Source organism: Streptomyces sp. 5K101 (assembly GCF_046506645.1).
Lineage (GTDB): Bacteria > Actinomycetota > Actinomycetes > Streptomycetales > Streptomycetaceae > Streptomyces.
In genome coordinates this window covers 655,323-675,110 of sequence record NZ_JBKFFO010000001.1, presented here as the reverse complement: position 1 = coordinate 675,110, position 19,788 = coordinate 655,323, and the positions used below count along the sequence as shown (strand labels likewise).

Genomic DNA, 19,788 nt, shown 5'->3' with positions numbered 1-19,788 from the left:
ACTCCACCAGCGCCAATCCCGGCCTCCCCACACACGCCGCAACGACGCGCACAGAAAAGCCGATCACGGCCACTGTCAACCATCAGCTGGGACCGAAGTGTCAAGCATCTCCCGGGACCGGACACACCTGCCTGACGTTCCCGCGGACAAAGTTTCCCTACGTCATCAAGGGCTCGCTCCGCTCGCCGCGCGCCCGGCTTGGCGCCGGGCGACGCTCCTGTCTCCGCCCCGCTCCGCCCGGCCGCCGGACGCGCGCGGCGCGAGCAGATGCAGAGAAATCGGCCGGCACGGGGCTGGGGCGGTCGGTTCCACGGCTTTAGCCACCTCCCCGGTCCGGGACCCGCGCCGAGCAAGACCAGGGGGCCAATCGGGCACATCAGCGGGCAGGCCAAGGGCTGCCCGATTCGCGGGCCAGCGTAAGGCCCCCTGATCATGCTCGGCCCCGAACCAGGCAGGACACCGGCCAAAGCCGCTCCACCGCCCTTGAGTCGATCCGGCGTGCGACGAACGGGCAGCGTCTAAACTTTGGCCCATGCCTCGCAAAGATCAGAAAATGCCGGATCGGTATACCTGGTTACCTTACAAGGCAGTTCACGCCTGCATCCGGCTAGCCAAGCGGCACTCTGATGCGTTTCAGGAGGCCCGCCACTTTATGATCGACGTGGCGATCTTCCTTGCCGTTATGGCGTATCCGTCAAGCGGAATACGAAGAACCCGTCAGGACCTGCTCGATGGACTGACTATGGTTAGCGAGCTAAAGGTCCTTGTTGAGTCTTCAGAGGAGCGGCTACTTCGCGAGGCGCGACGTCGGGGTATTCCCTTTCGAGAGATAGCCGACGCTATGGCTATGAGTAGTCGGCAGGCGGCAGAGCAGCGGTTCATTCGGCTGGTCGGCGGTCAAGGCGAGGCGGAAAAGGCACACATGAACCGTCGGCGCAAGAGGCGACTCGGGTGCATAGTGGATGCGCAGGACCGGCTCGAGGATCACATTGAGAATCTCACTCTTGCATTCCGTTGGATGCAGCTCGAATCGCATCTTCCGGAGGAGATTGTGCAGGAGGTGGAGCAGGATTCCTAGATGCTTCTGATCTCTCCGCGGAAGCCTGGTGCAACAGCAGAAGGATCCCTGAGATAGCCGTCATCTGTTCTGCGTCAACGAACTGCGAGCAGAGCACGAGAAAGCCGAGCTGGATGGCGATCCTCGCGTTGCATGCGCGTGCTAGATGCGCAGCTCGTGCATAGCGGGTGTTGGGCATCGGTGGTACGTCCCCCTCATTTGGTCTGCGAATGCTGCACCGATGCGTTAATAATGCCTAGCCCTGACAGTCGCCCCGGCGACCAAGAAAATATTATCCAGTGCTAGACCGCCTACCTGCGGCCGAGCGTTGCTGGTGACCGCTTCGACGAGGTTCAGTAGTGATCACAGAGTTGTCAATGATTGATTGACTAGAGATCGGCGTCCGTGTGACAAGCGGATGCTGGGAGGCCGACGCGGCCCGCACGGTGGGAAGCCGTGTACCGCACCAGCTCACATGCAGTAGTCCCCGTGCTGTACAGCAGCGGAGTACAGCAACCACGGTGACCGCAGCCGCCCTTCAACGCCCTTGAAGGACCGATCGGCCAGCTCCACAGACCTCAGCAACCGTCCCGCCGATAGTTCGCATCCAGGGGCTAAAGGCCGGGCACCCCATAGCAGGCCCGGAGAACTACTGACTGGTAGAACTCTTAATCTGTTTCCCTCCGATAGCAGTTTGGAGATTTGACAGAGGAGCGGAACTTAGGCAGGTCATCGCGAAAAAAGAAGATCTGTCGTGGCCCTGCACCGTGGAATTCATCGGCGGATTTCTTTGAAACGATCAGGCAGAATTTCTTGATCAATGGACTGCGATTCTCTGACCGACTCAACTGAAGCGATCCCTCATACCGGCCGGGCTGGAAGGTCCAATTATCGGCCCAGAAATTGAGTGTGGGTTGCTGAGGTTTGTCCTGACTAACAATGAATGGGGCAGGATCGCTGGCCCAGTGATAGTTGATCTGGTCTGAAGTGGGATCGTATACATACGTTCCGCTTTCATGCCAGTAGAAAATCGGCTTCCTTAAAGATGAAAGCGAGCCGACTGGGGTCAGTTGCAGATGTGCATCACGAATCACCTCGACATCCTGGGTCTTAAATCTGGTGGACACCGTCGGCTGAATCTCGAATGCGATTCCATTATCCACCTCCCCAATACGCAACAGGTGAGGAAGGGTCAGATCGATTCTGGGCTTCTGTTGGAGTTCAGCGAAGTTGTAGATCGAGAAAGCAAGCGCGACAACGGCGGCTAGTGTGGCAGCCCACTTGTGCACACTATCGAATCGCGCTCTTCGAGACTCCGTCACCCTCTCATCCGTACCGTTCACACTTCTACTCTCTGCTGAGATCAGAGTCGTCGTCTGCTGTGTTGCTCCATTTGGCCGGCATAATTAGCACCTGGACCGCCAGCGAACGGCTCACTCTCACACCCGCCCATATCTGCAACGATCCGATTACGCGGCAGATCCCGGGAGCTCCTAACACGATCAGAGGTCGCAGGCGCCGAAGCGGCATTGAGTCCTGTGGACTACCCGTGGATGGGCGATGCTCGCTCAAGCGAAGCCCTGACCAGCCATCTTGTTGAGGAGCGAAACGGCCTCCGGAGCCGTGTACGCAGGTTCGAATCCTGCCGGGGGCACCAGCCACAAAGGCCCCGGACCGATCACGGTCCGGGGCCTTTGACATCAGCGGGAGTGATGATCGAACGCAGCGCACCCGTGCCCGCCTCCCGCAACATCTCAAATCGGAGCTCTGGGTGGCTCAGCGGGCGCAGCTCATGGGTGGATGGGGGAAGACGGGTACGAGAGCACGTTGCCACCGGCTGGGAATCGAACAGGAGGTGGTCAGGCGCGCCCCTGCCGCAGGTGGCGGGAGGCGGCAAGACAGGAGGACAACCATGTCGCCTCCTCGCGGTTGACGATCAGGCCAGCGACAGTGATCATCCCGTCCATCGGGCCGCCGAGCCGAATCGAGCGGTCACCGACAAGGAACATCTCCCAGTCCGCGTCGCTATGCCAGAGCCGGGCGGTCTTCTCGCCCCGGCGCTGGGCGAACACGAGTTCCTCTCCGTGCTCATTCATGAAGTATCCGACGTAGTCCTTGTCGGTGATCTCACCGCCGCACAGGCGGGCCAGGAGCGGTTCGATCGCGGTCGGCGCGTCAGTCATGCGGCAGGCCCCTCGTCCGGGTCAACGTCCTGTCGTGCCGATGACAGGGCCAGCATGCGGGAGGCTGAATTCAGCAGGACCTCGTAAGTGATCACTTCTATGCGTGTCTGGTGCGCGTTGTAGGTGCGCAGCGTCTCCGCGATCTCCCGAGAGGTCACGCCCCCGGTCACGTACTGCGGGTGTCCGATCACGACCGTCGCCGAGGCCCGGCGAGTGTCGACCCCGTGCTCGGCCAGGATGCTCGGACGGTTCTCGTCCATGGCCCGGAGGTAGTTCTGCGCCTGGGAGACCGCGCGGTGCGCCGCGGCACCCAGCATGAGGTGGCCGGAGCGTCGTGTGACCAGGTCCTTGATGTTGGCGCGCTTGAGCTCCACCACGTGCAGCGAGCCGTCGCCGCGCAGGAGTGGGATGTCGAGGATGGTTTCCGGGGTGTACTGCCGGCGTGCCAGCTCGGCCACGTAAGCCCCGCCGAAGATCCATTCCTGGTTCTTCAGACAGGCATGGAGGGCGCTCTCGGGACTGTCCGGGTCCTCCACCACGGTACGCAAGGCCGCCAGGCCGGTCTGTCTGGCCCTCAGTTCGAGCAACTGTGCCAGCATGCCTGCGTCGACATCGGCCAGGACGTCGTTCATCATCCGTGCGGCCTCGGCGGAGGCGGGCCGAGGCAGGTTGCGGAGGACTATCTCCATGTGCCCGTACTGCTGGAGTCGCCTCGCCTCCCGGGTTGAAAGCCGGATCCCACCCTCGCCGTCCCCAAGGCTCAGATAGTCGGCGGACCGGGCAATGCCGCGGAAGAGGTCACGAGCATCTGCTGCGGTCGCGTCGGGTCGGTCGCGGCACAGAACGTCCAGGGCGGCGACCGCCCTGTCAGCACCCATGGCAGTCATCCTCCGCATGTGTTCCTCGCTGCGCTGCCGGGCTTCGCCGTCGTAGTAGTTCTCCAGGATTTCAAGAAACAGGTCGCCTCCGGCATAGGCGGCGAAGCGCTGAAAGCGCTGAGCGAGCGCGAAGTCTTCGTGAAGAATTGCCTCTTGGGCTACATCCTCCAAGGCATCCACCAAGGACCTGCCCTTGCCGTACGTCCCACCGAGGCCGCCCATGATGTGCAGCACCGTGTCGACGCGCTCCTGGACGCGCTCATCCGCGGTGAGCTCGCGTGCCGTCCGGACCATCTGCCAGAGTGTGAAGCCGGATCGAAATGTCGTCACGTGGGCACCCTAGGGCCGGGGACTGACAACCACGCTTGGCGGGAGTTTCGGCTGATCCCTGGCGACAGGGCCGAGCGGATGGTGCCGCATCCTTGCGCGCGGTCGCGGACGCAGCCGAGGGCCCTTGGCACAAGTACCGAGACGGAGACGGTGAACACCGCGCTGCGTGAGGCATTGGAGAACCGTCGCCGTGCTCTGGCACTTACCCACCTACGGGAGGCTGTTGGGGAGCACGCCGTCGATCTGGACCTCTTCGAGGACACACGGATCCAAGCGGACTGTCGCGAGTGCACTTTCGCCGACCTGTCGATCGCTGTGGATGTGTGTCGGTCGGCATGTCCGGTGACGCTAGGCCGACCGACCGGGAGAGCCGTTGCAGGTCTGCCCGGTGCCGGAACTGTTCCGCTGACATCCAACATTGACATCAACGACCAGGGACCGCGGTGGCTGCCGACATCCATATACGGCGCCCATGCGCACAGGGGTCCGCAATCACACCGGGCTCTAATCGAACTCCTAAAGCGGGTGTCGCAGGTTCGATCAGCCATTTGTTGATCGTCCAGGCGGAGACGCCGGAAGCGACCATGAGCTGAGGGTGGTCAGAAGGGGGGCGAGCCCGGTGAGGCCGAGCGTCTGCACCCGTTCAGTGAGTCTGAGTGTCTGCTGCTCCAAACTAAGGACGCCGTCGGTAAAACGGGTGCGCCCAGACGTGCCGCCTGCGTACCGTTCTGCGCATGAATGACGTCATGCCTGAGGGCGAGGCCATACGCCTCTTCACGGTGCCGATCACTCAGGAGCTCGCCCAGGAAGCCGCTGCGATCCTGACACGGTTTCGTGAGATTGCGGACGACGCCCTGCGCGTGAAGGATCTGGAGGCATTCGAACAGGACACCACCTCACTGTTCCGCCGGGAGAGCGCAGAGATCGACGCGCTCGGTGAACCGCTCCGTAGTGAACGCCGCAGCCTTCACGGCCTGCTCCTGGAAACGGCGAACCTCACGAAGGACAACGCGCTCGATCACGTGCGCGCCTTGGAGCACGACATCCTCATCCAGCCGCCCCCAGTGTGGTCGCCGCTCACCCTCAGCCGTGTAGTCATGGAGGGCGTACTCTTTTCCGAATACCTCTTCGATCCGGCCATCCCCCTGAACAGGCGTCTCGCCCGCCTTGCCGGAATATGGATGACCGATGCCACCCATAGCCAAAAGCTGGCCCAGGCCTTGGGCCCCGAGGACCAGGCGAAGGCCGCCGATATGTTGGCCTATGTTCAGGACTGCTTGCGGAAGTGCCAGGCCACTGAACGGCACAACAGGAACGGCAAGCTGATCGGCTACAGCATCGATAGCGAGTCCGCGACCATCGATATCAACATCACCGAACGCGCGGCTCAGGCCTTGCCCACCTGGCTCCCGGCTCCGTACCGACTGACCTCCGGCGCGGCGCACAACCGCCCGTGGATGATAGGCCGCGCCAAGGACTTGGCTGGGGGCAACGGTCTAGTAGGAGAGGCGGCCACGGTCATGGCAGCGGTGATGGTAGCCATGGGCGCCGTTGAGACCGTCGTACGCGTATTCGGGGAGTTCTTCGGAGTGGATACGAACGACGGGCTCCAGGAAATGGAGGACGAGCGGGTGGCGTTCCTGTACAGGGCCATCGGGATCGCCCACGCGCAGTAGAAAGGTGCAGGCCGGCAGTAGCATTACTAGACGCCCGGGCGAGCGGGCCCCGGGCCTGGCCGAGTAGACCCGAAGCGTGTTGCGGAGGGCATCTCCTCCAGATTCGCGCCCACCTCAAGCCCACCGAGACAGCCGTCTGCCTTGCAGCCGATCGGAGAGGCTTCCGAACGCAGCACAGGGAGCAACCAATTCAACGAACTCTTCGACCAGCTTGCGGTCAATGAATGGATTGAGAGAGAAGCTCAGCTTAGGCTCGCGACTCCGGGTGATCATCGTCATCGCAGCGAGCGCCAAGAACTGGTCCGTCTCCTCCCACATTTTACTGAAGACCTCCGGCCAGCATCGGAGGTCGGGAAGGTCGGTGTCGCTGAGGTCGACGATCAGCACGGAAGGCAGTAGCTTCGACTGCCGCACCTTACGTTTCTCCCGCAACACGTTGCGTGCCACCTCTTGGGCCATCGCGATCATGTGCGGACTGTTGTGCGGGGCCGACATCCGTCCGTAGCCGCCCCGAGAACTGACCTCAATTGTCACCCAGGAGGCGGGTATCCCGTCGTCAGGCCGCGCTGGCGAAGCCATCACCCGCATCGATGTGACGCCCGGGGTTCCGTCCGTAGGTAGGAAGGCCTCAAGGATCTCCTTACGGACTTTGTCGCGGATCAATACCGGAGGAATCGGGTTAGTCGAATAGCTCACTGCCGACGGCAGGCCCCTCGCTCGAAGTCCCGTGCTCAGTTCCTGAGTCAGGCTCCGAAGGCTCTTCGGCCGTCGTGAACTCACCTCGATGCCGAAGTCCTGTTCCCCGGAGCCCAGGAGAATGTCCGGCCCCTCGCCGCCGTTGAACCGGAACGGAATGCCGCTCTCGGCAAGGTGGGATGCCACCGTCAACTCGGCGCGGTGCGTCATGAACTGATCCATGCCCACACCGCTCTGGTCCCTGAACGCTCGGAACTCTCGACGCTTCGCTCCGAGACCGTCGGGTTGAGCGGCTTCGAGGATCGCCAGTGTCTCCTCAACTGCCCTAAGGATAGGGTTGCGCCACCAAGCGAAGACAACACTCGGGTGCAGGTTCGGTCTACGAGATTCGAAGTACCAACGTAGCGGGTGTGCCTGGACCCCCTCCAGCCAGTGGCGGAGGAATGGTAGATCACCATCGAGGTTGCCGGTCACCCGTTAATGCTATGAGCCCGAACACCTATCTCGCCATCGAGTTCCGTATGCCGCTGCCCTGTCGGCTCCCGCGTGTTGTGCAGCAGGAGGAGATCGTGCGAGGGTGCTTAGTTGTGACCGACGGCGATCAGGGGTGGCAAGTCGACTACCAAGGTGACCCGGGAACGCGCAGGTCAGCGGCCCTCACCCCCTGGTTCGCACCCAGGGGCGGCAGTCAGGGGAGATGGAGTGTTTCTCACCGCGGCGGTGGGTGAAGTGGCTCGTGGTGGTGCCAGATGAGGTAGCGGTCCTCGCGGCGCAGTTCGGCGGAGCCCCATTCGATGCGCATGACGCCTTGAGTCATGGAGCAGGCGTAGGCCACGAGCACGAGCTTGACGTCCTCTGACAGCAGAGCGAGGTCGGGATGGGGTTCTTGCTCGTCCAACTCGTTGAGGCCGAGGTCGAAGGCCTGTTGCATGGGCTCGGGGCCATGCCGTCGTATCAGGTCGGCTCGGAAGCCCTTGGTGCGTCGCAGTCGTGCTGCCGTGACGGGGACGTCTTTCTTCGCGTAGCAGAACGGATAGATCACATGGTCGCGAAGGATCATGAGCGTTCGTCCCTGTAAGCGCACAGAGGTGGCCGTGGGGAGTGAGGCGAGGCCCACTTCCAGTTCCTCGTACTGTGCGGCGTACAGGCCGTGTCCGTATGCCTCCAGGGTCTGGGTCTGCACTCCCTCGTGGCCGTTACGGGCTCGGGCATGGGCTCGAACCAAGCTGGCCGGAATCAGGTCGGCCAACGGGCCGGCGGCATCGCCGAAGGTCTTCTCGGCCCACCCTGTCACGGTTGCCATGGCCTACCGCCCTTCCCCCTTATGGCACCTGAGTGCCGAGCAGCATTCAACGAAACCGTGCAGGCTGTGTGCGAGCCGCGCAAGAGGGCATCCGTCGCACGGCGGGGCGCACGGTGCCCCGGAGCCCAGCCTTCGGGTGCGTGGAGCGGCAGGTGGGTGTCATTGGTGGGCCGTACGCTGCCGCCATGCGCAGAGGAGCGATCACACAGGGATCCGTGCTCAAGGCCATCGCGGAGTACGACGAGTTGGGGCGGGATGCGTTCCTGGCCAAGTATGGATTCGGCGAGGCTCGCTCGTACGTTGTGGTGCACGACGGGCGGGAGTACGACTCCAAGGCCATAGCAGGCGTGGCGCACCAGTGGGATCAGGGGCGAGTCCTCAGGGCTGACGAGTTTAGTGGCGGCAAGGAGCACGCCGCGGCGTGGCTGAAGCGGGCTGGTTTCCAGGTGAAGGCTGTCAAGAACCCCGACTGGGCCCGAGACGAGATCATCCTTGCCTGCCAGCTCGTGATGGAGAACGACTGGAAGGGGCTGGACGCTCAGGACGCAAGGGTGGTCGAGCTGTCGGGGCTGCTCCAGCTGCTTCCCATCCACGCCGAGGCTGAGCGCAACGAGAAGTTCCGCAACCCCAACGGGGTGGCGCGCAAGACGTTCGACATCGCCACCCGGCATCCGGACTACCAGGGCAAGCCCACCAACGGCGGCGCCCTCGACGTTGCGGTGCTGAACGAGTTTCTCGACCGGCCTGACGAGATGACCGGGGTCGCTCGGCTCATTCGCCAGGGCATCGCGGCCGGCGAGTTGCAGGGCCTTGCGCCGACGGAGGACGAGGAGTTCGACGACTACAGCGCTCCTGAGGGGCGGCTGCTCATGCGGCGGCACCAGGCCCGCGAGCGGAACAAGAGCCTGCGGAAGAAGAAGATCGCTTCTGTGATTCAGCGCGGTGGGCGGCTGGCGTGCGAGGCGTGTGGGTTCGACTTCGAGGAGGTCTACGGCGACCGCGGTGCTGGCTACATCGAGTGCCATCACGTGGTGCCGTTGCACGAAGCAGGCGAGGGGCGGACCAAGCTCAGCGATCTCGCCCTCATATGTGCCAATTGCCACCGTATGGTCCACCGGCGTGCGCCATGGCCGACCCCTGCGGAGCTGCGGGTCTCCATTGAGCGAAAGCACGCAGCTGACAGGCGTGCCGCGGAAGCCATTGGACGACCGCGTCGGGCGGCTGACGAGCAGATGCCGAAGCCGTGATCTGACATCCACCGCTGACATCAACGTCGGCGCACAGAGGCAGTCCCGGTGGACTGTGGGCGGCAGCCGTCGCCGGGGCCGCCAAGGTGCTCAGCGGCCATCGGGCGAACTTACAAAGCAGATGTCGGCGGTTCGAAACCGTCCGCGCCCACCAGCGAAAAGGCCCCCAGCCGATCACGGCTGGGGGCCTTCGACGTGTACGGCGGCCGCTCATTGGCGACCGGCGGGGGCGATGTGGTGGTCGTGCCGCGGCACAGGGGGAGCCGATCGGCGTGGGAGAAACAATCAGCGAAACCCACTTTTTCCGCTAGCATGTTCGAGCTCATAAACGATCACGCTGAAATATCACAAATCGGTTGAAAAATTGATATCCACACTGACGCGAGGGTCTTCGCGGCGAGGCGGCAGCCCTCGGTGGGCTGCATGGCGTCAACCACGCGTCATGCTGTGGGGCGCGGTGAGTGCGGTAGGCCTCGCATTCCTCATTGCACTGGAGATCGCCGCGCGTCGGTACGGCGAGCGGGGGCCGATCACCGACCAGGCGCGCGAGGTGGTATTCGCGCCCAAATCGGGGACGGTGCTGTACGTCAGCATGGCGTTGACGCTGGTGGTGCTCACCTGGCGGCAGCGGTTCATCGCGGTCGGCGCCGCGATCGGCATCGACGTCGTCTTCTGGCTTGTGCGGTGGGCCGTCGGCGGCAAGATGATGTACGGCAACGGCGCGTTGTGGGTGACTCTGGCCTGCGCCGTCATCGCCGTCACGCGCCGCACCGGCCGGGACCGCGTCCTGCTGCTGAAGGGTGTCGGACTGGCCCTGCTGCTGGTGGCCGGCCGCAAGGCCGGCTACACCTGGCTGCTGATCACGTCGAAGACGCGTCCGACGGTGCTCGACCAGTACGTGGCAACCGCCGATCACGCGTTGGGCGACCCGTCGTGGGTAGCGGGCCGGATCGTCGCGGCGACCGGCTCGGTCGGCGCCCACGTTCTCGACTGGGTCTACATCCAGCTCGCGGTGGGCGCGGTCGTCGTCGCGCTGTACCAGCTGCGCAACGTGGCGGTCGAGCGCCGCTTCCCGGGCCACCACCTGGTGCGCACGTTCCTGGTCATCGGCCTCCTCGGACCGGGCATCTACATGATCTTCCCGGTGGTCGGACCGATCTTCGCCTACGGTGCCGACGGGGGACACTGGGCGATGGCCGACCTGTGGCCGGACACGCCGCCACCGGTCGGCACCCCGCAACCGATGCCCTTCGACGGGATCACCCCGCGCAATTGCATGCCAAGTCTGCACACGGCGTGGGCTACCGCGATCTTCATCCACTCCCTCAAGGGCCCGTGGGCTTTGCGCTTCCTGGGCGCGTTCTGGCTGATCGCCACGCTCGGCGCGACGCTGGGCTTCGGCTACCACTACGGCGCGGACATCATCGCCGGTGTGGTCTTCACGCTCACGATCGAGACGGCGCTGCGCGCGCTCGACCGCGGCTGGGACCGGCCGGGAATCCAACTGGTCGTCCACGGCACCGCGGTCTTCGCCGCGCTCCTGGTGTCGTATCGCTATCTGCCGGTGGAGATGGCCGAACATCCCTGGGTGTTCGGGCCGTTGCTCGTCCTGGCGACGGCCTCAGTGGTCTACGGCTACGTACGGACCACCAGGTTGTGGGACCGTCAGGCCGTGTCGGCGCATCTGCCGGAACCGCGACGCGAACCGCAGCCCGAACCGGTCGAGTCACGCGCGGCCGCCGCCGAGCGGGCCGGCTGGAGCTGAGGACCAGACAGGGCATCGTGCCCGATCCGTGTCTGACAAGGCGGGTGACCGGGCAGCGCAGACGGACCGCGCCGGACCGGGGGCGGCATGTGGAGCGTCAGGCGCGGCGCCGGCCACCGGGTACCCGGCTGGTGCTGTCAGTCCTCGTCAGGGACGGCCTTGGCGCCGTCGCGTCCGTGCATGCGGACGAAGATCGGGTTGGCGGCGGCAGTGGTCTCCGTCAGGCTGTCGGCCTCCGCCGTCCTGCCCTCCGCGCGGAGCGTGGGGACCACGTCGTGGGTGACAGCCGCCTCGTTCCATTCGTAGGAGCCGGACCGGTAGGTGTCGAGGGCTGCCTCGAGGTCGGCGTGTGCCTCCGGGTACCGGCCGAGCTCCCGGTACGCGACGCCGCGGAGGTGCCTGGCCATGGCTCCGGCGTACGCGTCTCCGGCTCGCCCGGTCACGTCGACGGCGTGCGTCAGCGGTTCGAGGGCGTCCCCCCGGCCGGTCGGCCCTGAGGTGGAGCCAGCCGATGTCCCGCTCGGTGTGGGCCTGCCAGATCTCGTCGCCGACCTGCTCGAAGATGTTCAGCGCGGCTCTGGCCGTGTCGGCGGCCTCGTCGAGGCGTCCCATGCCGGCCAGGACGCGGATCCGGGCGTTGGTGACGCGACCGACCCAGTGGCGTTCGCCCATCGGCCCGAAGATCTCCTCGGCCCGGTCGTAACGCTCCCGGGCGTCCTCACGCCGGCCGAGCAGGCGGTAGATCTTGCCGAGGGCGTAGAGGCTGGCACCTTCCACCTGCGGTCGTTGAGCACTCGGAAGTCATGGACGGCGGCTTCCAGCAGGGGTGCCGCCTCCTCCGGGCGGCGCAGATATCCGAGGGTCTCCGCCAGGGTCCGCCGCAGCCGGGCCCGGGCTCTGAGGTCGCCGCCTTCGGCCAGTCGAAGTGCCTCCCGCTGGCTCCGCTCCGCCAGTTCGGGATTGCCTCGCCACCTCTGGAACTCGCCCAGTTTCTCCAGCGAGTTGAGGACGTGCCACACGTCATCGGCGGCACGCAGCTGGTCGGCAGCCGCGGTCATGTGGTCCAGGGCTTCATGGAAGTCCCTCTTCGCCGCGTACGCACGGGCGACGACCATCTCGTCCCTGGCTCGGACTGCCGGGGTGGCACTGTCGTCGGGTTCGTTGTGCAGAAGGAGCGTCAGCGCGGTGTCCGGTGACCCCTCGGCCACGGCCGCCGAAGCGCGGGCACGCCGCAGGCCCGCGAGCACGCGCGGCCGGGTCTCGGACGGCGGCGCATCGAACCACCAGTCCGCAGAGCCGGCGGGAAGGTTGATGTCGTCGAGGAAGTACGACAGCGCCTCCCCTATCTCGGCCGCCTCGGCGTGCATGTCGAGGCTTCTGGCGCGGCCGATGGCCCAGCGGAGCCGGTCCTGCTCGGCCGACACCCAGTCAGCGGCCGAAGACCGGCCCAGATCGCCGATGTCCGCGGCGGACACCTCGGCTGCCAGCTCCGGTGCACGCTGTGCGGCCAGGTGCACCACGGCGTCGCGGTACCCCTTCACCAAGCGGGCCTCGTGCGGGCGCCGTTCCTCCGGCGGCAGCAGCTCGTACCCTTCGGCGGCGAAGACCCGGACCAGGTCATGGAGGCGATAACCGGCACCCGCCTCGTCGCCCCCCTGTGCCTCCATCAGACTGACCTCGATCAGCTCGTCGCACGCTGCGATGGACGCCCCGGGGGTGGTGGCCACGCGCGCGAAGTGCCAGTCGGTGAGTCGGCCGGCCGGCAGTGAGGCGATCAGTCCGAGCGTGGTCCGCGTCGACTCCACGAGATCCCGGTAGGTGAGCATCAGGCATGCCTGCAGGCTCTCGCCGTCGTAGACGAGTTCCCTCATCAGGAGACTCTCGTTCTCCAGCCGTTCCTGCATGTCGCTCAGGCTCAGGTCGGGCCGTTGGGCCAGTTTCGAACCGACGATGCGCAGGGCCAGCGGAAGTCTGCCGCAGAAGCGGGTGATCTGCAGGGCGACTGCCGGATCAGCGGTGATGCGCTCGCGGCCGGCGTAGTGGGCCAGCACGTCCAGCGCCTCACTTTCGTCCGGCAGGGAAACCAGGACGGGCTGACGCGCGGTGGCACCGGCGGTGAGCGGCTTGCGGCTGGTGATCAGGACCGAGCAGCCCGCACCCACCGGCAGGAGCGGTCGTACCTGTTCGGTGCTGTGCGCGTTGTCCAGCACGATCAGCAGCCGCTGGTCGTTGGTGAGACTGCGGAGGCGGGCGGCCCGGCCGTCGACGTCGGCCGGAAGGTCGTCGCGCGCGACATCGAGGCTGAGCAGGAGGTGCTCCAGCGCCTCACTGCTCGTCTTCGGCATGTCGCCGTCGCCCTGCAGATTGACGTAGAGCTGGCCGTCGGGATACGCGTCCTGTGCCCGGTGTGCCGCGGTGAGGGCGAGAATGGTCTTGCCCACGCCCGCCGCGCCGTACACGACGACGATCTTCGCTTGGCTCTCGGTGACGTCCACCGGCAGCGATCCACCGGTCGGAGGGGGCACGTCCCTGAGCAACGTCAGCAGTCCGTCCACGAGCGCCTCGCGCCCCACCAGGGGCTCCACCCTGGGCAGTTCATGCCGCCGGGTGAAGCCCGACGTCACCGTGCGTACGGACTCCTCCTGCCGAGCCCTGACGGCCTGATAGGCGACGATTCCGCCCGTCACGACGGTGGCGCCGACGGACACGACCTTGGCCGTCACCCCGCTGCCGAAGACGTTGAAGATGAGGTCGCCGGTCGTGCTCAGGGCAGCGGCGCTGAAAGCCGTTCCGGCCAGCAGAATCGTGCTGCGACGTGAACTGACCTGCTCCGCCATGAACATCCCCCCGAGGTCGGCATGGCCCGATGATGCCCGCCGATCAGTAGCAGCTTAAGCCGACCAACTTGCCTGACGGAACAGGCGACTTACGTACCGAGGGCCGGCCGGGCCCGGAGGGGGCGGCGGTCAGCCCGTCCCGGGGCCCGGGGTGAACATGACCGGGAGTCGCGTCGGGCCGCGCAGGCCGCCGAGGCGCCATGGCAGGTCGGTCGGGGGCACGGCCAGGGCCAGGTCCGGAAGGCGGCGCAGCGCCGTGCCGATGGCGATGCGGCCCTCCAGCCGGGCGAGCGGCGCGCCCAGGCAGTAGTGGATGCCGTGCCCGAACGCCAGATGGCCGTTGTCACCCCGGGTGACGTCCAGCCGGTCGGGGTCGGGGAACCGTGCCGGGTCGCGGTCCGCGATCGCGGACGCGATCAGTACGGTCGCGCCGCGCGGAATGGTCACGCCCGCGATCTCGACGTCCTCGCGTGCGAACCGGGCAATGCCCGGGCTGACCGGCCCGTCGTAGCGGAGGAACTCCTCGATCGCGTCCGGCAGCAGCCCGGGATCGTCCCGCAGCAGCGCCAGCTGGTCGGGGTGGGCGAGGAGTGTGGCGATGCCGCCGCCGATCAGGTTGACCGTCGTGATGTACCCGGCCGCGAGCAGCAGGAACGTCATGGCGATCAGCTCGTCCTCGTTCAGCCGCTGCCCCTCGTCGCGGGCGCTGATCAGCGCGCTGAGGAGATCGTCACCGGGCCGGGAGCGCTTGGCATCGAGGAGCTTCGTCACGTACGCACGCATCCGCTGCCAGGCCCCGTTCACGACGGCCGGGTCCGGCATCCTCTCCCCGCGCGCGAGCATCTCGTCGGTCCACCGCTGGAAGTCGTACCGCTCGTCCACCGGCACGCCGAGCATCTCGCTGATCACGGTGACCGGGAGGGGCAGCGCGAAGTCCGCGACGAGTTCGGCCCGGCCGGTCGGCACGACCGCGTCGAGCAGCCGGTCGGCGATCTCCTGGATGCGGGGCTCCAGCTCGGCGACCCTGCGTGCGGTGAACGCCTTCGAGACCAGGCGGCGCAGCCGGGTGTGGTCGGGCGGGTCGGAGCGCAGCATGTTGCTCATCATCGACTCACGCTCGAACTGGGGCAGCTGCTCCATGAGGCGCGGGTCCGAGGCGTCACGGATGTCGCTGCTCAGCCTCGGGTCGGACAGGGCGGCCAGCCCGTCCTCGTAGCGAGTGACCAGCCAGGCGTCCAGGCCGCCTGCGAGGACGGCCCGCCGGACCGGGCCGTCCTCGCGCAGCCGCCGGTAGAGCGGGAAGGGGTCCGCCACGAAGGCCGGGTCGGCGTAGGGGAGAAGGACCGGCTGCTGGCTCATCATGCCTCCTGGGCACGTTACGACCATATGTGGCAGTTTGCTGTGACTTGATGGTGTATACCCACGATGGACCGATATGCGGAGCCAGTGAAGGGAAGCCGTGATGGACGCGGAGAACGCCGGGGAGACGGGCGAGCGGACCACCTGCTGCGTGGTGGGCGGCGGCCCCGCCGGCATGGTCCTCGCCCTGCTCCTGGCCCGGGCCGGGGTGGACGTGACCGTCCTGGAGAAGCACGGCGACTTCCTGCGCGACTTCCGCGGCGACACCGTGCATCCGACCACCCTCGCGCTCCTGGAGGACCTCGGCCTCGGCGAGCGGTTCGCCCGGCTGCCGCAACGCCGGGTCACCACGATCCAGCTGCCTCTCGGCCGCGATCGCTCGCTGGTCACCGTAGGAAACATCGGCGCACTGCGGGGCCCGTACAACTACATCGCACTGGTGCCGCAGTGGGACCTGCTCGACCTTCTTGCCGACGAGGCCCGGCGGGAGCCGGGCTTCTCCCTGCGCATGAGCACCGAGGCGACCTCCTTCCTCGTCGAACGGGGACGGGTGACCGGGGTGTCCTACCGCACGCCCGACGGCCGCACCGGCGAGCTGCGGGCCACCCTCACGGTGGCCTGCGACGGGCGCGGCTCGCTGGCCCGCTCGCTGCCCGACCTGGGGCTGCGGAGGTTCCGCTGCCCGATGGACGCCTGGTGGTTCCGGCTACCGCGACGCGGCGGCGACCCGGCCGGGCTGGTGGGGGGCGTCGGTGACGGGTTCCTCTGCGCCATGATCGACCGCGGGGACTACTGGCAGTGCGCCGGGCTGATCCCCAAGGGCAGCGACGCACGGCTCCGCGCGGCCGGCCTCGACCGGTTCAGGGACGCGTACGCGGCTGCCGTGCCGTGGATCGGGGACCGGGTGCCCTCCCTCGCGTCGTGGGACGAGGTGAAGTTGCTCGACGTACGGCTCGACCGGCTGCGGCGCTGGCACCGGCCGGGGCTGCTGTGCATCGGCGACGCGGCGCACGCCATGTCGCCGGTCTTCGGCATCGGCATCAACCTCGCCGTGCAGGACGCCGTGGCCGCTGCCCGTCACCTCGTCGGACCGCTGCGTGACGGCGCGGCCGGCCTGCCGGCGGCCGTACGCCGCGTCCAGCGCCGCCGCCGGCCGACCACGGTCGCCACCCAGGGCCTGCAGCGCTTCGCCCACACCCACGTCATCGAACCGGTGCTGCTGGGCCGGCCCCCCTTCGGCGATCCCCGGCGCGCGGGGCGCCTGGCCGAGCTGGTCACCACCTCGCACTGGCTGAACCGGGTGCCCGCGTACTTCCTGGCCTACGGGGCCCTGCGCGAACGGCCCCCGGCGGCGTCCGTGCGGCGGGCGCTGTGACCGGGGCGCGGCCACGCCCTGAACCTGGTGCGGCGCACTGAGCCGGGCGGTGACGCGCTGGGCCGGGCGGTGACGCGCTGGGCCGGGCGGCGGCGCACTGGGCCGGGCGGTGACGCGCTGAGCCGGCTCCGGGTCACCCTGCGGCCGGGCCGCCGCTCGTCAGTAGCCGTGGCCGGGCCAGTGCGGATCCGTCCAGCGGTCGTCGCCGGTGAGGCCGAGCAGCCGTATCCGGTGCTGCAGATCCGTCGACGCGTCCGCCGCGCGGAGCCGGTCGCAGCGTGGCCGAGGAGCCAGGCGACCAGTTCGGCGCGCATCTCCTCCTCGTCGTGCTCGTACCAGCGGACGCTCCACGGCAGATGGTCTCCCAGCAGTTCGTACTCCCATTCCGCCGCCGCCTCCGCGAGACGTCGGTCGCTGAGAGCCCCGGTCTGCGCCTCCCATACGGCAAGCCAGGGGCCGACCGTTCCGGATGCCTCGGCACACGCCGCGAAGACCTCGTGCGCCGGGACGACCGCCTCCGGATCGGTGACGCTGTGCGCCAGCCACGCATGCAGGAACTCGCGTACCGGACCGGCGTGGTCGTCGGGCCACTCCTGCCAGCAGCGGCCGCGGGCGAAGGAGTACCCGGCTTCTTCCAGCCCGAACACGGGTTCCGCGTGACCGGCGACCAGGACCGGGGCGAACTGCGGCAGGATGCGGCGCAGTACAGCCGCGTGATCGGTCCAGTCGACGGCCTGCCAGGTATGGCGCAGGAGGTCCGGATCCAGTTCCACGTCCGGAGTCCTCAGAAGGGCGAGCTCCTCCGGACTGCCCCAGTGACAGGTGCAGTTGCTCTCGTCCGGGCGCGCGGTCATGCCGCGGAAGGTGACGGCGAGGTCGTCCAGGGCGGCGCTGAGGCGGCGGCCTGCGGGACGGTCGGCGAGATGCATGGGGTGCCCGGCCTTCGGGGACTCCGTACGGCTTCCGCCGGCCGAAGGCCGCCACTTTACCGGGTGACGTGGCTGTGACGCCGGGCGCCCCGGGGACCGGTGCGGGCTGCGCGTCCGCAACTCGCCGCGCACGGCGCCACGTCGCGCGGCCCGGGCCGCGGTCGCAGGGCGGCGGGCCGGATGGAGGGGCCCGCGCGGTGACGCAAGGGCCACGGCTCACCGGGCGAGGAGCATGTAGGTGTTCTCCAGTTCGTCCTGCACGACGTGGGCCTCTCCCGCGACGGTCCGCACGACAAGGTCCTCTTCAGGGGTGTGGACCCGGTACCGCCAGCCTTCCGGGAGGTGCAGGCGCCGGCCGAGCGTGGCCAGGGAGTCCAGCGTCTGGCTGTCGTCCACGGTGTGGGAGTACGCCTGCAGGACATAGGTGCGCTCGCCCGGGGCGAGCAGCGCGTACACCGGTTTGCCGCCGGACAGGACGTACTCGGTGTCCCGTTTCACCGTGGAGTCGACGTAGAACTTCCTGGCCGTCGCCCCGGTGACGTCGATCTCTGCGGGGATGCGGACTTCGGCCACACGGCGGGCCTCCAGGCCGTCGAACATCGCCGTGTCCCCCCACGCGAAGGCCGTGACCTCGTCGATCGTCCAGAAGCGGGGCCCGTTGAGGAACACCATCGGCACGTCGAACTGCTCGGCCAGCGCCCGGGGATCGAGCGCGTTCCAGCGCTGTGGCGGACAGTCGTTGAGACCGAAGGTGTTGTAGACGGCTGCCGTGAGACCGCCGTTCTCGTCGGGCGAGATGAGAAGGACCTCGCCGTAGCGAGCGTTCCGCAGGCCGCTCAGGTGCCGTGCCGATTTGGTGGTGCCGGACATGGCTCCTCCTTGTCGCAGCCGTCTCGGCTCCTGCGCGAGACCGCCTGTGGGGGAAAGGCCCGCCGACGAACGGGCCGGGGTCGTACCTCGATCGTCCACTCCATCCAGCGCATCACATGCGTGGTGGAGCCGCACGTCGTCCCCGTGGACGACACAGCCGGGCCCGGACCGCACAGTCCACGCCGCCGCGGTCAGCCGGTGCGGCGGGAGCGGGCCAGAGCCAGCCCGCCGAGGAGCGTGCCGGTCAGCCCCAGCAGCATGGCCACGTACGCCCCGCCCAGCCCGTTGCCGGTGCCCAGACCTCCGTCGGCGGTGGTCGCGACCAGACCGCCGAGGACCAGGCCGACCAGCCCCGCCACCAGGGCCACCACGGCCCCGAGTGGTCCGTTGGCGGCGCCGAGACGACCGGCGGGGCGGGCCAGTGCGCCCCGCCGGCCGGTGCGGCGGCGGGGCGCTGCGCGTGGGCGTGGGCGTGCCGGGGGCTACGGCTTGCGGCCGACCCCGCAGTAGGCGTCCACCGACGGCGCGTCGTCCACGGTGTCCGACGGGCGCCACTGCGTGACCTGGACGACGCCGGGGGGCGCCGGCTCCAGGCCGTCGAAGAAGCCGGCGATCTCCTCGACGCTGCGCACGTAGTAGGGGATCGCGCCGCTCTGGTTGTACGCGTTCGATGCCGCGATCATGCCGTCGCTCGTCGAGGTGCTGTCGCTGATCACCAGGTAACTGCCGGACGGCAGACCCGCCATGAGGCGTGCGACGAGGTCGCGCGCCTCGGCGTACTCGGCGACGTGGCCCAGCGTGTTGAGGATCATCAGCGCGACGGGCTCGGTGAAGTCGAGCGTGGACTCCGCGGCCTTCAGGATGTCATCCGGTGCGTACAAGTTGGCGTCCAGATACGCCGTGCGGCCCTCGGGCGTGCTCGTGAGGAGGGCGCGCGCGTGGGCGAGCACCATCGGGTCGTTGTCGACGTAGACGATGCGGGAGTCCGGCGCCACCCGCTGCGCCACCTCGTGGGTGTTGTCGGCGGTCGGCAGACCGGTGCCGATGTCCAGGAACTGGCGGATGCCCTGCTCGCCCGCCAGGTGCCGCACCGCGCGCCCGAGGAAGAGACGGCTCGTGCGCGCCACGTCGACCAGACCGGGGAAGATCTGCTTGATGTGGTCGCCGGTCTGGCGGTCCACCTCGTAGTTGTCCTTGCCGCCGACGAAGTAGTTCCAGAAGCGGGCGGAGTGCGGCCTGCTCGTGTCGATCCGGGCGCGTATCTCCGCGGCAGCGTCAGACAT

At 67.4% G+C, this 19,788-nt stretch carries 16 protein-coding genes, 1 tRNA gene and 2 pseudogenes; 7 read left to right on the top strand and 12 right to left on the bottom strand.

The window, feature by feature from the left end; all coding sequences use genetic code 11:
• The first annotated feature begins 532 nt into the window (after positions 1 to 532).
• Positions 533 to 1,078 carry a hypothetical protein gene (locus ACLB9X_RS03000; protein ID WP_410358594.1) on the top strand — a complete coding sequence of 182 codons (546 nt, stop codon included), beginning with the start codon at positions 533 to 535 and terminating at the stop codon, positions 1,076 to 1,078.
• A gap of 647 nt (positions 1,079 to 1,725) precedes the next feature.
• Here ACLB9X_RS03000 and ACLB9X_RS02995 read toward each other — a convergent pair.
• Positions 1,726 to 2,400 (bottom strand): hypothetical protein, encoded by a 675-nt coding sequence (locus ACLB9X_RS02995; protein WP_410358593.1) that lies wholly within the window; start codon positions 2,398 to 2,400, stop codon positions 1,726 to 1,728.
• A gap of 244 nt (positions 2,401 to 2,644) precedes the next feature.
• Here ACLB9X_RS02995 and ACLB9X_RS02990 point away from each other — a divergent pair.
• Positions 2,645 to 2,714: transfer RNA gene (locus ACLB9X_RS02990), tRNA-OTHER, on the top strand.
• A 202-nt stretch (positions 2,715 to 2,916) separates the two neighbouring features.
• On the opposite strand, the gene ACLB9X_RS02985 is transcribed toward ACLB9X_RS02990, so the two are convergent.
• Positions 2,917 to 3,240 carry a hypothetical protein gene (locus ACLB9X_RS02985; protein WP_410358592.1) on the bottom strand — a complete coding sequence of 108 codons (324 nt, stop codon included), beginning with the start codon at positions 3,238 to 3,240 and terminating at the stop codon, positions 2,917 to 2,919.
• On the bottom strand, positions 3,237 to 4,448 hold the full coding sequence (locus ACLB9X_RS02980) for a Shedu anti-phage system protein SduA domain-containing protein (protein WP_410358591.1): 1,212 nt from the start codon (positions 4,446 to 4,448) through the stop codon (positions 3,237 to 3,239). Before ACLB9X_RS02980 ends, ACLB9X_RS02985 begins: the two co-directional genes overlap by 4 nt.
• 78 nt (positions 4,449 to 4,526) lie before the next feature.
• Between ACLB9X_RS02980 and ACLB9X_RS02975 the strand changes: the two are divergent.
• Positions 4,527 to 4,715, top strand: a pseudogene (locus ACLB9X_RS02975) (hypothetical protein); the annotation flags it as partial.
• A 467-nt stretch (positions 4,716 to 5,182) separates the two neighbouring features.
• Positions 5,183 to 6,124: a hypothetical protein gene (locus ACLB9X_RS02970; protein WP_410358590.1), complete on the top strand. Its 942-nt coding sequence runs from the start codon at positions 5,183 to 5,185 to the stop codon at positions 6,122 to 6,124.
• A gap of 114 nt (positions 6,125 to 6,238) precedes the next feature.
• Here the strand turns inward: ACLB9X_RS02970 and ACLB9X_RS02965 are convergent, their stop codons facing one another.
• Together ACLB9X_RS02965 and ACLB9X_RS02960 are read right to left on the bottom strand one after the other, a co-directional pair.
• Positions 6,239 to 7,294: a hypothetical protein gene (locus tag ACLB9X_RS02965; protein ID WP_410358589.1), complete on the bottom strand. Its 1,056-nt coding sequence runs from the start codon at positions 7,292 to 7,294 to the stop codon at positions 6,239 to 6,241.
• A gap of 235 nt (positions 7,295 to 7,529) precedes the next feature.
• Entirely contained in the window at positions 7,530 to 8,123 is a 594-nt protein-coding gene (locus tag ACLB9X_RS02960; protein ID WP_410358588.1) for a hypothetical protein, read from the bottom strand.
• 185 nt (positions 8,124 to 8,308) lie between these two features.
• Between ACLB9X_RS02960 and ACLB9X_RS02955 the strand changes: the two genes are divergently transcribed.
• Together ACLB9X_RS02955 and ACLB9X_RS02950 are read left to right on the top strand one after the other, a co-directional pair.
• Positions 8,309 to 9,370 carry an HNH endonuclease gene (locus ACLB9X_RS02955; RefSeq protein WP_410358587.1) on the top strand — a complete coding sequence of 354 codons (1,062 nt, stop codon included), beginning with the start codon at positions 8,309 to 8,311 and terminating at the stop codon, positions 9,368 to 9,370.
• A gap of 442 nt (positions 9,371 to 9,812) precedes the next feature.
• On the top strand, positions 9,813 to 11,135 hold the full coding sequence (locus ACLB9X_RS02950; protein ID WP_410358586.1) for a phosphatase PAP2 family protein: 1,323 nt from the start codon (positions 9,813 to 9,815) through the stop codon (positions 11,133 to 11,135).
• A 137-nt stretch (positions 11,136 to 11,272) separates the two neighbouring features.
• On the opposite strand, the gene ACLB9X_RS02945 is transcribed toward ACLB9X_RS02950, so the two are convergent.
• From ACLB9X_RS02945 to ACLB9X_RS02935, 3 genes are all read right to left on the bottom strand, one after another.
• Positions 11,273 to 11,542, bottom strand: coding sequence for a hypothetical protein (locus ACLB9X_RS02945; RefSeq protein WP_410358585.1), 270 nt, complete (start codon positions 11,540 to 11,542; stop codon positions 11,273 to 11,275).
• 159 nt (positions 11,543 to 11,701) lie between these two features.
• The gene (locus ACLB9X_RS02940) at positions 11,702 to 13,972 is read right to left on the bottom strand and encodes an NB-ARC domain-containing protein (RefSeq protein ID WP_410358584.1); all 2,271 of its coding nucleotides are present in this window, start codon (positions 13,970 to 13,972) and stop codon (positions 11,702 to 11,704) included.
• A gap of 129 nt (positions 13,973 to 14,101) precedes the next feature.
• Positions 14,102 to 15,331, bottom strand: a complete 1,230-nt coding sequence (locus tag ACLB9X_RS02935) for a cytochrome P450 family protein (RefSeq protein ID WP_410358583.1) — start codon at positions 15,329 to 15,331, stop codon at positions 14,102 to 14,104.
• A 103-nt stretch (positions 15,332 to 15,434) separates the two neighbouring features.
• On the opposite strand from ACLB9X_RS02935, the gene ACLB9X_RS02930 reads away from it, so the two are divergent.
• Positions 15,435 to 16,706 carry an FAD-dependent oxidoreductase gene (locus ACLB9X_RS02930; protein ID WP_410358582.1) on the top strand — a complete coding sequence of 424 codons (1,272 nt, stop codon included), beginning with the start codon at positions 15,435 to 15,437 and terminating at the stop codon, positions 16,704 to 16,706.
• Here ACLB9X_RS02930 and ACLB9X_RS02925 read toward each other — a convergent pair.
• From ACLB9X_RS02925 to ACLB9X_RS02910, 4 genes and pseudogenes are all read right to left on the bottom strand, one after another.
• Positions 16,652 to 17,635 carry a hypothetical protein gene (locus tag ACLB9X_RS02925; RefSeq protein ID WP_410358581.1) on the bottom strand — a complete coding sequence of 328 codons (984 nt, stop codon included), beginning with the start codon at positions 17,633 to 17,635 and terminating at the stop codon, positions 16,652 to 16,654. The genes ACLB9X_RS02930 and ACLB9X_RS02925 overlap by 55 nt on opposite strands.
• A 216-nt stretch (positions 17,636 to 17,851) precedes the next feature.
• On the bottom strand, positions 17,852 to 18,505 hold the full coding sequence (locus tag ACLB9X_RS02920) for a hypothetical protein (protein WP_410358580.1): 654 nt from the start codon (positions 18,503 to 18,505) through the stop codon (positions 17,852 to 17,854).
• 191 nt (positions 18,506 to 18,696) lie between these two features.
• Positions 18,697 to 18,930: pseudogene (locus ACLB9X_RS02915) on the bottom strand (DUF6223 family protein); the annotation flags it as partial.
• A 57-nt stretch (positions 18,931 to 18,987) separates the two neighbouring features.
• The gene (locus tag ACLB9X_RS02910) at positions 18,988 to 19,788 is read right to left on the bottom strand and encodes an SAM-dependent methyltransferase (protein WP_410358579.1); all 801 of its coding nucleotides are present in this window, start codon (positions 19,786 to 19,788) and stop codon (positions 18,988 to 18,990) included.